Source organism: Streptomyces roseoviridis, assembly GCF_039535235.1.
Lineage (GTDB): Bacteria > Actinomycetota > Actinomycetes > Streptomycetales > Streptomycetaceae > Streptomyces > Streptomyces roseoviridis.
Window position 1 is genome coordinate 6,632,506 of sequence record NZ_BAAAWU010000001.1, and the last position, 12,763, is coordinate 6,645,268.

The 12,763-nt window shown below is 73.5% G+C and carries 7 protein-coding genes; 2 read left to right on the forward strand and 5 right to left on the reverse strand.

Features of this window, described 5'->3' with window-relative positions; genetic code table 11:
* Positions 1-76: 76 nt before the first annotated feature.
* Both ABD954_RS30040 and ABD954_RS30045 read right to left on the reverse strand, forming a co-directional pair.
* The gene (locus ABD954_RS30040; RefSeq protein ID WP_345490774.1) at positions 77-1,858 is read right to left on the reverse strand and encodes an ABC transporter ATP-binding protein; all 1,782 of its coding nucleotides are present in this window, start codon (positions 1,856-1,858) and stop codon (positions 77-79) included.
* A complete protein-coding gene (locus ABD954_RS30045) occupies positions 1,855-3,744 on the reverse strand; it encodes an ABC transporter transmembrane domain-containing protein (protein WP_345490776.1) in 1,890 nt (629 codons plus the stop codon). Before ABD954_RS30045 ends, ABD954_RS30040 begins: the two co-directional genes overlap by 4 nt.
* 215 nt (positions 3,745-3,959) lie before the next feature.
* Here ABD954_RS30045 and ABD954_RS30050 point away from each other — a divergent pair, with 215 nt between their 5' ends.
* On the forward strand, positions 3,960-5,567 hold the full coding sequence (locus tag ABD954_RS30050) for a peptide-N4-asparagine amidase (protein ID WP_345490777.1): 1,608 nt from the start codon (positions 3,960-3,962) through the stop codon (positions 5,565-5,567).
* A gap of 66 nt (positions 5,568-5,633) precedes the next feature.
* On the opposite strand, the gene ABD954_RS30055 is transcribed toward ABD954_RS30050, so the two are convergent.
* The 3 genes from ABD954_RS30055 to ABD954_RS30065 all read right to left on the reverse strand — a co-directional run bounded on the left by ABD954_RS30055 (position 5,634) and on the right by ABD954_RS30065 (position 10,629).
* Positions 5,634-7,031: a Gfo/Idh/MocA family protein gene (locus ABD954_RS30055; RefSeq protein WP_345490779.1), complete on the reverse strand. Its 1,398-nt coding sequence runs from the start codon at positions 7,029-7,031 to the stop codon at positions 5,634-5,636.
* Between the two features lie 153 nt (positions 7,032-7,184).
* Positions 7,185-10,118: an FAD-binding and (Fe-S)-binding domain-containing protein gene (locus tag ABD954_RS30060; protein WP_345490781.1), complete on the reverse strand. Its 2,934-nt coding sequence runs from the start codon at positions 10,116-10,118 to the stop codon at positions 7,185-7,187.
* Between the two features lie 67 nt (positions 10,119-10,185).
* Entirely contained in the window at positions 10,186-10,629 is a 444-nt protein-coding gene (locus ABD954_RS30065; RefSeq protein ID WP_345490783.1) for a MarR family winged helix-turn-helix transcriptional regulator, read from the reverse strand.
* Between the two features lie 93 nt (positions 10,630-10,722).
* On the opposite strand from ABD954_RS30065, the gene ABD954_RS30070 reads away from it, so the two are divergent.
* Positions 10,723-12,558 (forward strand): ABC transporter ATP-binding protein, encoded by a 1,836-nt coding sequence (locus ABD954_RS30070; RefSeq protein ID WP_345490785.1) that lies wholly within the window; start codon positions 10,723-10,725, stop codon positions 12,556-12,558.
* Positions 12,559-12,763: the final 205 nt, after the last annotated feature.

Consider the following 12,763-nt stretch of genomic DNA (forward strand, 5'->3'; position numbering starts at 1 on the left):
GGCGCCGGGCCGGGCCGGCCGCCGGAGTGCCCGATGCGGAGCAGCGGCCGCTGTGCCCGCGGCCACCCCGTCTCCGCTACCCGTGCCAGGAACGCCACAGCGCCGCGTACGCCCCGTCCGCCGCCACCAGTTCGTCATGGCTGCCCAGCTCGCTGATCCGGCCGCCCTCGACGACGGCGATCAGGTCGGCGTCGTGGGCCGTGTGCAGGCGGTGGGCGATGGCGACGACCGTGCGGCCGTCCAGGACGCGGGCCAGGGAGCGCTCCAGGTGACGGGCCGCGCGCGGGTCGAGGAGCGAGGTGGCCTCGTCCAGGACGAGGGTGTGCGGGTCGGCCAGGACGAGGCGGGCGAGCGCCACCTGCTGGGCCTGCGCCGGGGTGAGGGCCAGGCCGCCCGAGCCGACCTCGGTGTCCAGGCCCTCCTCCAGGGCGCGGGCCCAGCCGTCGGCGTCGACGGCCGCCAGGGCCGCCCACAGCTCGGTGTCCCCGGCACCCGCCCGGGCGAGCAGCAGGTTGTCGCGGAGCGAGCCCACGAAGACGTGGTGCTCCTGGTTGACCAGGGCGACGTGCTCGCGCACCCGCTCCGCCGGCATCCGCGCCAGCTCCGCCGCACCGAGCGTGACCGTGCCGGATCCCGGGGCGTAGATGCCGGCGAGCAGCCGGCCCAGCGTCGACTTCCCGGCGCCCGAGGGCCCGACCAGGGCGAGCCGGGTGCCCGGCGCGACGTCCAGCGACACCCGGTGCAGCACGTCGACGCCCTCCTGGTAGCCGAAGCGGACCTCGTCGGCCCGCACGGTCCGCCCCTCGGGCCTCAGCTCCGGGTCACCGGCCCCGGGCTGAATCTCCCGCACGCCGACGAGCCGGCCGAGGGACACCTGCGCCACCTGGAGCTCGTCGTACCACCGCAGCACGATGCCCACGGGGTCGACCAGCATCTGCGCGAGCAGCGCGCCCGTGGTCAGCTGCCCCACGTCCATCCAGCCCTTCAGGACGAAGACGCCGCCGACCAGGAGCACGGAGGTGATCACGACCGTGTGGGTGAGGGTGATGACCGGGAAGAGCACCGAGCGGAGGAACAGGGTGTACCTCTCCCACGCGGTCCATTGGGCGATCCGACGGTCCGACAGCTCGATCCGGCGCCTGCCGAGGCGGTGCGCCTCGACCGTACGGCCCGCGTCCACGGTCTCGGCGAGGGCGGCGGCGACGGCCGCGTACCCCGCCGCCTCCGAGCGGTACGCCGAGGGGGCGCGCCGGAAGTACCAGCGGCATCCCGCGATCAGCAGGGGCGCGGCGATCAGCAGCGCGAGCGCCAGCGGCGGCGCGACCACCGCGATGCCGCCGACGAGCAGCGCCGCCCATACCAGGCCGATGACGAGCTGGGGCACCGCCTCGCGCATCGCGTTGGCCAGCCGGTCGACGTCCGTGGTGATCCTCGACAGCAGGTCGCCGGTGCCGGCCCGCTCCAGGACGCCCGGCGGCAGGCCCACGGAGCGCACCAGGAAGTCCTCGCGGAGATCGGCCAGCATCTCCTCGCCGAGCATCGCCCCGCGCAGCCGTACCAGGCGGACGAACACGGCCTGGACCACGAGCGCGAGGGCGAACAGCGCGGCGGTGCGCTCCAGGGGGAGCTCCCGGGCCCCGGCCGCCAGGTCGTCGACGAGCGAGCCGAGGAGGTAGGGGCCCGCCATGGAGGCGATCACGGCGACGCCGTTGACGGCGACCAGCGCGACGAAGGCGCCCCGGTGGCGGCGCAGCAGCTCCCGGACGTACGACTTCACCGTCGCCGGGGTGCCGACGGGCAGCGTCGTCGCGGAGCGGGGCGTCGCCGGGTCGTACGCGGGCGGTGCCAGGCCGATCATGCCGACTCCCCTTCCAGTTCGTCCTGCAGCTCTTCGCGCAGTCCTGCGCGCAGCTCTTCGTCCAGCCGTTTCGACGGCTCTTTCGCCAGTCCGTCGCCGAGCGGGCCGAAGGCCCCCGGATCGCCGTCGGTCTCGCGGGTGACCACCGCCCGGTAGCGGGGCTCACGGGCGAGCAGGTCGCGGTGGGTGCCGACCGCGACCGCCGTGCCGCCGTCGACCAGGACGACCCGGTCGGCCAGGTCGAGCAGCAGCGGCGAGGAGGCCAGGACCACCGTCGTCCGGCCGGCCCGCAGCCGCTTGACGCCGGCCGCCACCCGGGCCTCGGTGTGCGAGTCGACCGCCGAGGTCGGCTCGTCCAGGACCAGCACCTCCGGGTCGGTGACCAGGGAGCGGGCCAGGGCGAGCCGCTGGCGCTGGCCGCCGGAGAGCGACCGGCCGCGCTCGGTGATCCGGGTCCGCATCGGGTCGCCGTCACTGTCGACGGAGACCTGGGCGAGGGCGTCGAGGACGTCCCCGCACCGGGCGGCCTCCAGGGCCTCGGCCGCCGTGACCCTGCCGGAGGACGGCACGTCGAGCAGCTCCGCCAGGGTCCCCGACAGCAGCACCGGGTCCTTGTCCTGGACGAGGACGGCACGGCGGGCGGCGTCGAGCGGCAGTTCGTCGAGCGGGACACCGCCGAGCAGCACCGAGGCGTGTCCCTCGCCACCGCCCTCCGCGGGATGGCCGCCGAGCCGGTCCGCGAGCCGTCCGGCGGCGTCCGGGTCGCCGCACACCACCGCCGTGAGCCGCCCCGCCGGGGCGAGCACCCCGGTCACCGGGTCGTACAGGTCACTGCCCGGCGCCGCTTGAGGAGCGACGGCCGCCGGCAGGGGTCCGCTCGGGGTGGTGGCCGTACGGGACAGGGCGAGCACCCGGGCGGCGCGCGTGGCGGAGGGCCGGGAGAAGGAGTACGCCATGGCGATCTCCTCGAAGGTGCGCAGCGGATGGTGGGTGAGCGCCACCGCCCCGTACACGGTGACGAGTTGGCCGACCGTGACCCTGCCGTCGAGTGCGAGCACCGCTCCGTACACGACGACGCCGACGAGCAACAGGCCCGGCAGCAGCACCTGGATCGCCGCGATCAGGGCCCACATGCGGGCGCTGCGCACGGCGGCCCGGCGGACCTCCTGCGAGGCGGCCCGGTAGCGGCCGAGGAACAGCTCCTCGCCGCCGATGCCGCGCAGGACGCGCAGTCCGGCGACGGTGTCGGAGGCCAGTTCGGTGGCCCGGCCGGCCTTCTCGCGCTGTTCGTCGGCCCGGCGGGTGGCGCGGGGCAGCAACGGCAGCGCGGCGAGCGCGAGGACGGGCACGGCGAGCGCCACCACCAGGCCGAGGTCCGGCTGGTAGAGCACGAGCCCGACGCAGACGAGGACCAGCGCCAGGGCGGCGGACGCGAAGCGGGAGACCGCCTCGACGAACCAGCCGATCTTCTCCACGTCACCGGTCGAGACGGCCACGACCTCGCCCGCGGCGACCCGCCGGGTCAGCATCGCGCCGAGCTCGGCGGTCTTGCGCGACAGCAGCTGCTGGACCCGCGCGGCGGCCGTGATCCAGTTGGTGACGGCCACCCGGTGCACCATGGTGTCGCCGGCCGCGATGGCCAGGCCGAACGCGACGAGCAGTCCGATCCCGAGACCGAGGCGGCCGCCGTCGCGGTCCACGACCGCCTGCACGGCGATGCCGACGCCGAGCGGCAGCCCGGCGATGCCGAGGTGCAGCAGCAGCCCCCACAGCAGACAGCTCAGCTGCCCGCCGAGCTGGCGCCGACCGAGCCAGAGGAGGAAGCGGGAGCCCGAACGGACGTCCGGTTCCCCCGGGTCGGCATACGGTAGGTCACGAATCTGCATGGCGCCCCAAGCGCTTTCGACCGATGCCGTGCCGACGGCGGCGGACCGGTCCTGTGATGACCGCTGATGAACGCGGTGACGACTCCGACCGGTCAAGGCTCGCTCCGCCGGGCCCGCCCCGGCAAACGATTTTCCGGCAACGCGCACCACATCCGGCCAAGCCGGGCCGATGCCCTCTGGACCGCGCCCGCGGGCCCGCGCTTCACTCACGACCCATGAGACAACGGAAGATCATGAGCATGATCAGCGGCCTCACCCTGGCCGCCGGACTCCTGCTCACCGCCCCCACGGCCCACGCGGACGAGGCCCCCGCCACCCCGCCGGCCGAGTTCACCACCGACTGGCACGACCCGGTCACCGCCGCGCCACCGGTCACCACACCGGGCACTCCCACCTGCGAAGTGACCCTCGCCGAGGCCCAATTCCGGGACTTCACCCCCTACCGGGGGAGCTACGCCCCGCCCGAGGAGTGCGACGACACCCGCTGGAACAAGGTGGTGCTGCGCCTGGACGGGACGGTGAAGGGCCGTCAGTACGACCGGCTCGGCCACCTCGCGGTCGGCGGCGTCGAGATCTTCCGCACCTCCACGCCCCAGCCCTCGCCCGACGGCATCGCCTGGTCCGTCGAGAAGGACGTCACCGCCTACCGCGACGTCCTCCGCCGCCCCCAGCCGGTCGAGATGCTCATCGGCAACGTCGTCAACGAGACCTACACCGGCGTCATCGACGTCCGCGTCACCCTCACCTTCCACACGGCGCAGGGCCGGGTGAAACCCGCCGCGGGCACCCCCGACCGCGTCCTGCCGCTCACCGCCGGCACCCTGACCACCCCGCGCAACACCGAACGCCTCCTCGCCGAGGTGTACGCCACCGGCTCGGGCGGCGGCTGCGAGGAGTACTGGTACCTCACCGTCCCCGACGCCGCCCCGTACTCCTGCAAGGCCGCCGAAGGCCCCTACCGCGAGGTGCGGATCTCCGTCGACGGACGGCTCGCGGGCATCGCCGCGCCCTTCCCGACCGTCTGGACCGGCGGCTGGTCCAACCCCTTCCTCTGGTACGTGACCCCCGCGCCGCGCGCCTTCGACGTCCAGCCCGTCGTCTACGACCTCACCCCCTTCGCCGCGCTCCTCAACGACGGGCGACCGCACCGCGTCGAGGTGAGCGTCGCCGGCGTCCCCGCCGGGCAGACCGGCTGGAGCACCCCCGCCAACATCCTGCTCTGGCAGGACGAGGGCCGCGCCGTGGTCACCGGCGGCCTCGACCGGCACGAGGAGTCCGCGCCGCGCAACACCACGTCCTACACGCCCGGTTCACCCGACCGGCTGGACACCGAGGGCGGTCACCGGCTGACCGTCGCCGGCCACCTGAACACCTCGCACGGCCGCGTCGAGACCACCGTCACCCGCGTGCTCGACCACCGCTCCGCGCACCGCTGGGGCGAGGGCGAGAACCCCGACGCGCTCACCGCGACCTGGACCGACGACCAGACCGTCACCACCGGCCGGACCACCACCCGCGTCCACCGCACGTACACCATGGACGGCGAGACCACCGTCGGCGCCGGCGACCGGCTGCGGACCGTGCTCACCCTCGGCGACCGGGCCCGCACCAGCGTCGTCCGGGGCGGCCGCACCCTGTCGTGGTCCGTGCTCGACGACACCTACCGCGGCGACGCCACCTACACCACGGGCGTCCCGCGCGACCAGCGCCACGCCGTCGGCACCAGCGCCGAGCGCTACCGCCTGTACGGCTCCGACGGCTGCTACGACCGCTCCCTGAAGACCGTCCAGGGCACCCTGGTCGAGGACCTGCGGCGCTGCTGAACCCGTCGTGTCCGGGCCCCGCGCGGGGCCCGGACACCCTGCGGGCCGGGGCTCAGGCCCGGCCGATCAGGCGGGCCTGGCCGAGTCCACGCCGGAGCGGGCCCTGCGCCACTCGCCGCGCGTGAAGTCCGGGATGGGCTGCGGCGCGCCGTTCGCCTTGATCGAGGCGTGGCTCAGCGGCACGGGCGCCGTCCAGGTCGCCGCGTCGTACACGTCGAAGTCCGGCACGAGCCCCAGCCGCATGCACTGCGTCAGCCGGTACACCATGATGTAGTCCATGCCGCCGTGCCCGCCCGGCGGATTGGCGTGCTCCTTCCACAGCCAGTGGTCGAACTCGGCCGCGTAGGCGCCGAAGTCGCCCCACTGGTGGCCCTTGTGGTCCGGCTCCAGATAGATCCGGGCCGGATAGTCCTCGAAGACGCCCTTGGTGCCGCCCAGGCTGTTGATCCGGCTGTAGGGGTGCGGCGTCGACACGTCGTGCTCCAGCCGGATCACCCGGCCCTTCGCCGTCTTGACCAGACTGATCGTCCGGTCGCTCTCGATGTACGACTCCTTCCAACTGGGGTCGCCCTTCGGCACGTTCGCCGCCCGGTACTCGGCGAGGCCCAGCGCGGGCGTGCCGAGGCTGCTGATGCTGACGGCCCGGTCGCCGCGGTTGACGTCCATGTAGTTGGCGACCGGGCCGAAGCCGTGGTTCGGATACAGGTCGCCGCGCAGCCGGGTGTGCCACAGCCGGCGCCACGGCCCCTCGTAGTACGTCGGCGAGAACATCAGCTCGCGCAGGTCGTGGTTGTACGCCCCGGCGCCGTGCAGGAGTTCGCCGAACTTCCCGGCGTGCGCCATGCGCAGCACCCGCATCTCGTTGCGCCCGTAACAGCAGTTCTCCAGCTGCATGCAGTGCCGCCGGGTCTGCTCGGACAGGTCGACGAGCTCCCAGAGGTGGTCGAGGCGCATCGCCACCGGGCACTCGACGCCGACGTGCTTGCCGTGCAGCATCGCCTGCTTCGCCTGCTCGAAGTGGAGGTCCCAGGGAGTGGCCACGTGGACGAAGTCGACGTCCGTGCGCTCGTACAGCTTCAGGTAGTCCTCGGGGCCGCTGGCGTAGACGGCGGGGGAGGGCTGCCCGGCGGCGACCACCTTGGCGGCGGCCCGCTCGGCCTTCGCCTTCACCGGGTCGCAGACCGCGACCACCCGGACGCCGGGCAGGGCCAGATAGAGGTCGATCATGCTGCCGCCGCGGTTGCCGAGGCCGACCAGGGCCACCCGGACGGTGGAGCGGCCCTCGAACGGGACACCGGCCATGGTCGCGCCCCGGCGGGGCGGAGTGGCGAGGGTCTCCCCGGACGCCGGCGCCGCCTCGGCGGAACCCGTCCCCAGGGCACCGAGCCCGAGTCCCGCGCCGGCCGCACCGGTGGTCCTGAGCACGGAGCGGCGGCTGGGACGCGGGGGAGTGCTGTCGTTCATCGAACCTCCGGTTGCGGTGAGTGCAGGGTGGGTTCATGAATCCCGAACAGGACCTTGGCCGCTGTTGCTCCTGATGTGCAAGGGCGCCGTTTGGACTTGTGCGGACCGGTGGTTGGACTCTTCTCCTCCGGATTTTTGCCGCCGCGGCGGCGCTCACGGGCGGGTCGCGCGCTCCAGCTCGATCAGGGCCGAGTGGTAGGTGCGGCCGGTCGCCCGGTCCATGCCGATCTCGCACATGCGGTTGGCGCACAGGTGCGCGTCGAACGGCCGCGAGGTGACCTCGGCCGCCTCCCGCGCGGTGGCGGACGCGGTCAGCTCCGGGTGCAGCATGCCCCGGTCGCCGGCGAAGGCGCAGCAGCCCGCGTCGACCGGGACCACCACCTCCTCCGCGCAGGCCCGCGCGAGCGCGGTCAGCCGGTCCTCGTCGCCCAGATGCCGCATGGAACAGGTCGGGTGGACCACCGCCGAGGCCACGCGCCGTCGGACGTCGAGCCGGGGCAGCAGCTCGTCCGCCGCCCACACCAGCGAGTCGGTCACCGTCAGCCCGGCGTGCAACGTCCGGTTCTCCTCGGTGAGGTACGGGACGACCTCGCGCGCGATGCCCAGCGTGCAGGAGGAGGCGTCGACGACCAGCGGCAGCCGGCCGCCGGCCGTCCAGCCCCAGGCGGCCGCCACGATCCGGTTCGCCATCACCTCGGTGCCGCGCTCGTACCCCTTGGAGTGCCAGATCGTCGCGCAGCACGTGCCGGCGACGTCGTCGGGGACCCACACCGGCCTGCCGGCGCGTGCGGACAGCGCCACCACCGCCTCGGGCAGCGACGGCCCCGGGTGGCCCTCCGGGTCGCCGAAGATCCGGTTCACACAGGCCGGGTAGTAGACGGCGACGGCCGCCGGCCGGTGGGTGCGGGGCAGCCGGCGGGCCGCGGCTCCCGGGATCTCGGGCAGCCACTCCGGGACGAGGTCGGGGCGCACCGCCCGGCGCGCGAGGCCGGTCGCCCTCTCCAGGACCCGGTCCCCGATCCGTTCCGCGGCGGCGACCGCGAGCCGTGCGGTGGCCTCCACGGAACGGAAGTTCCGCGCGGCCAGCGCCGCGGCCCGCTCCTCGCGCGGGGAGTGCCGGGCGTGGCGGAAGCCCCTCATCAGGGCGCCGGTGTCGATGCCGACGGGGCAGGCCAGCTTGCAGGTGGAGTCCCCGGCACAGGTGTCGACCGCGTCGTAGCCGAACGACTCCAGCAGACCGGTCTCGACCGGGGAGCCGTCCGCCTGCCGCATCATCTCCCGCCGCAGCGCGATCCGCTGGCGCGGACTGGTCGTCAGATCAGCGCTCGGGCAGGTCGGTTCGCAGAAGCCGCACTCGATGCACGGGTCGGCGACCGCCTCCACGGTGGGGATCGTCTTCAGGCCCCGCAGATGGCCCTGCGGGTCACGGTCGAGGACGACGCGGGGGGCGAGGACGCCGTCGGGGTCGATGAGCTCCTTGGTCCGCCACATCAGCTCGGTCGCCCTGGGTCCCCATTCCAGCTCCAGGAAGGGGGCGATGTTGCGGCCGGTGGCGTGCTCGGCCTTGAGGGAGCCGTCGAAGCGCTCCACGGTGAGCTTGCAGAACTCGTCCATGAAGGCGGCGTACCGCTCGACGTCGGAGGGGTCGGCCGCGTCGAAGGCCAGCAGGAAGTGCAGGTTGCCGTGGGCCGCGTGACCGGCGACGGCGCCGTCGAAGCCGTGCCGGGCCTGGAGGTCGAGCAGCTCCGCGCACGCCTCGGCGAGCCGGGCGGGCGGCACGGCGAAGTCCTCGGTGATCAGCGTCGTGCCGGAGGGGCGGGAGCCGCCGACCGCGGCCACGAAGGCCCTGCGGGCCTTCCAGTAGCCGGCGACGGTCCCCGCGTCCCGGGTGAAGACGTTGCAGGCGTCCGCGACGGAGGCGACCGGGGCGACGAGCTCGAGGTCCGCCACGACCCGGGCCGCCGCCTCCTCGTACGCCGCCAGGGTGCGTGCGTCGGGTGCCCGGAACTCCACGAGGAGCGCGGTCGTGTCCCCGGGCAGCTCGGCCCAGTCGGCGGGCACGCCGGCCACGCGCACCGAGGCGCGGAGCGTGTTGCCGTCCATCAGCTCCACGGCGAGGGCCCCGGCCTCGTCGAAGCGGGGGACGGCGGCCGCGGCGGCCGTCAGGGACGGGAAGAAGAGCAGCGCCGTGGAGACCATGCGGTCGAGGGGAACGGTGTCGAAGACGACCTCGGAGATGAAGCCGAAGGTGCCCTCGGAGCCCACCATCAGACCGCGCAGGATCTCCACCGGCGTGGCACCGTCGAGGAAGGCGTCGAGACGGTAGCCGTTGGTGTTCTTGATGGCGTACTTGGCGCGGATCCGGGCCGTGAGCTCCGCGTCCGCCTCGATCTCCGCCTTCAGCGCGAGCAGCCCCGCGCACAGCCGCGGCTCGGCGCGCGCCAGTTCCTCGTCGGCGGCCGGATCGGCGGTGTCGACGACGGTGCCGCTCGGCAGCACGAAGGTCAGCGAGGAGACCGTGCGGTAGGAGTCGCGCGTGGTGCCCGCGGTCATGCCGGAGGCGTTGTTGGCGACCACTCCGCCGACGGTGCAGGCGATCGCGCTCGCCGGGTCGGGACCGAGGACCCGGCCGTACGGCGCGAGGGCGGCGTTCGCGCGGACGACGGTGGTCCCGGGCAGGATCCGCGCCCGGGCGCCGCCGTCCAGGACCTCGACGCCCACCCAGTGACGGCGCACGTCGACCAGGATGTCCTCGCCCTGCGCCTGCCCGTTGAGGCTCGTCCCGGCGGCCCGGAAGACCACCTCTCGGCCCTTGCCGTGCGCGTAGGAGAGGACGGCGGAGACGTCGTCGACGTCCTGGGCCACCACCACGACCTGGGGGACGAAGCGGTAAGGGCTCGCGTCGGAGGCGTACTTCACCAGGTCCGAGATCGTCCACAGCACCCGGTCAGGGCCGAGGAGGGCGACCAGCTCCTCCCTCAGGTGCTTGGGAGTACCCCGGGACTGGAGGTCCGGCACCCGGTCGGGCGCCGCCCGCCGCTTCGTACCGGCTCGCAGGGCCCGCGGGTTCGGCTCCAGTACGGGCATGGCCAGCGCTCCCCTCCGGCGCGACCGTGCCCCGGGCCCGGCTGCCCTCGTCCCGGCTGCCCCGGTGTCAGCAGACCCGCTCCGGGTCGCGGTCGACGAGGGCGGACAGCAGACCTCCGAGCACCTCGCGCTGTTCGACGGTCAGTGGGGCCAGCATGTCCTCTGCGGCGCCCCGGCGCGCGCTGCGCAGCTCCCTCAGCGTGTCGCGGCCGGCGTCGGTGAGCTCGATCCGGACCACCCGGCGGTTCGTCGGATCGGGCACCCGGCGCACCCGGCCGGCCGCCTCCAGACCGTCCACGAGCGTGGTCACGGCGCGCGGGACGACCTCCAGCCGGGCGGCGAGGTCGGCCATCCGCGGCGGCTTCTCGTAGTGCGCGACCGTGCGCAGCAGACGGGACTGCGCGGGCGTGATGCCGAGCGGCTCCAGGTACAGCTTCTGGATGCGGTGCAGCCGGCGGGTGAGGCGGAGCAGCTGCTCGGCGAGGAGGCCGTCGGCATCGGGGGTGGTCATGCGGGAACAATATCAGGACCGTGTTCATTGTGAGTATAGGTAACAATGAGCTATGCTCTCATCGGCCGATCTCTCCCACCCGCGCAGGAGCCCATGCATCCGCACGACGAGTCCACCTGGACGCCGCCCGCCCGTGATCCCCGGCAGCCCGAGGAGCCCGCCCAGCTGCGGCGCATCCTGCGGCTCTTCCGTCCCTACCGGGGCCGACTCGCCGTCGTCGGTCTGCTCGTCGGCGCCTCGTCGCTGGTCACGGTCGCCTCGCCCTTCCTCCTGAAGGAGATCCTGGACACCGCCATCCCGCAGGGCCGCACCGGGCTGCTCAGCCTGCTCGCCCTCGGCATGATCCTCACCGCGGTGACCTCCGGCGTCTTCGGCGTGCTCCAGACCCTGATCTCGACCACCGTCGGGCAGCGCGTCATGCACGACCTGCGCACCGCGGTCTACGGCCGGCTCCAGAAGATGCCGCTGGCCTTCTTCACGCGCACCCGCACCGGCGAGGTCCAGTCCCGGATCGCCAACGACATCGGCGGCATGCAGGCGACGGTCACCTCGACCGCCACCTCCCTCGTCTCCAACCTGACCGCCGTCGTCGCCACCGTCGCCGCCATGCTCGCGCTCGACTGGCGGCTCACCCTCGTCTCGCTGCTCCTGCTGCCCGTCTTCGTCTGGATCAGCCGCCGGGTCGGCCGCGAGCGCAAGCGCATCACCACCCGGCGGCAGAAGCAGATGGCCGCCATGGCCGCCACCGTCACCGAGTCCCTCTCCGTCAGCGGCATCCTGCTCGGCCGCACGATGGGCCGCGCCGACTCCCTGACGAAGTCCTTCGAGGCGGAGTCCGAGCGTCTGGTCGACCTCGAGGTGCGCTCCTCCATGGCGGGACGGTGGCGGATGTCCACCATCGGCATCGTCATGGCCGCCATGCCCGCGCTGATCTACTGGGCGGCGGGCCTCGCGCTCCAGGCCGGCGGCCCGACCGTCTCCCTCGGCACGCTCGTCGCCTTCGTCTCGCTCCAGCAGGGACTGTTCCGGCCCGCCGTCAGCCTGCTCTCCACCGGTGTGCAGATCCAGACCTCGCTCGCCCTCTTCCAGCGGATCTTCGAGTACCTGGACCTGCCGGTCGAGATCACCGAACCGGCCGAGCCCGTGCGCCTGCCGAAGGTCTCCGGCGAGGTCGCCTTCGAGAAGGTCGGCTTCCGGTACGAGTCCGAGGGCGGCGGCCGTCCCACCCTCGACGGCATCGACCTCACCGTTCCGGCGGGCGGCAGCCTCGCGGTGGTCGGCCCCACCGGTTCGGGCAAGTCCACCCTGAGCTACCTCGTGCCCCGGCTGTACGACGTCACCGACGGCCGGGTCACCCTCGACGGGGTCGACGTGCGCGACCTGGACTTCGACACCCTCGCCCGCGCCGTCGGCGTCGTCTCACAGGAGACGTACCTCTTCCACGCCTCCGTCGCCGACAACCTGCGCTTCGCCAAGCCCGACGCCACCGACGAGGAGATCGAGGCCGCCGCCCGCACCGCCCAGATCCACGACCACATCGCCTCCCTCCCCGACGGCTACGACACCCTCGTCGGCGAGCGGGGCTACCGCTTCTCGGGCGGTGAGAAGCAACGCCTCGCCATCGCCCGCACCATCCTGCGCGACCCGCCCGTGCTGATCCTCGACGAGGCGACCAGCGCCCTCGACACCCGTACCGAACACGCCGTGCAGCAGGCCATCGACGCGCTCTCCGCCGGACGCACCACCATCACCATCGCCCACCGGCTCTCCACCGTCCGCGACGCCGACCAGATCGTCGTCCTGGAGGCGGGCCGGATAGCCGAGCGCGGCACCCATGAGGAACTGCTCGCCCTCGACGGCAGATACGCGGCACTGGTCCGCCGCGACGAACGCACGAACGTGGGATCGGATGTTCCCCAGAACGTGTGATCGTCCCACCTTCCGGCCCCCAACTCCCCTGTGACGGTTGAGGATGAAGGTGCGCAAGCGACGGGCTGCAGACCGTGACTGCGCAGTCCCACAGCAGTTCCGCACAAGGAGAAAGCACCGACATGAACGTCATCACCAACCTGCTCGCCGGCGTCCTCCACTTCCTGGGCTGGCTCGTCTGACCCTCACGCCACAGCAGGAAAGC

What these genes read in the sequence shown, in the direction of transcription:
- ABD954_RS30050 (WP_345490777.1), top strand. Translation starts at nt 3,960, where the DNA reads ATGAGACAACGGAAGATCATGAGCATGATCAGCGGCCTCACCCTGGCC.
- ABD954_RS30045 (WP_345490776.1), bottom strand. Translation starts at nt 3,744, where the DNA reads ATGCAGATTCGTGACCTACCGTATGCCGACCCGGGGGAACCGGACGTC.
- ABD954_RS30040 (WP_345490774.1), bottom strand. Translation starts at nt 1,858, where the DNA reads ATGATCGGCCTGGCACCGCCCGCGTACGACCCGGCGACGCCCCGCTCC.
- ABD954_RS30055 (WP_345490779.1), bottom strand. Translation starts at nt 7,031, where the DNA reads ATGAACGACAGCACTCCCCCGCGTCCCAGCCGCCGCTCCGTGCTCAGG.
- ABD954_RS30060 (WP_345490781.1), bottom strand. Translation starts at nt 10,118, where the DNA reads ATGCCCGTACTGGAGCCGAACCCGCGGGCCCTGCGAGCCGGTACGAAG.
- ABD954_RS30070 (WP_345490785.1), top strand. Translation starts at nt 10,723, where the DNA reads ATGCATCCGCACGACGAGTCCACCTGGACGCCGCCCGCCCGTGATCCC.
- ABD954_RS30065 (WP_345490783.1), bottom strand. Translation starts at nt 10,629, where the DNA reads ATGACCACCCCCGATGCCGACGGCCTCCTCGCCGAGCAGCTGCTCCGC.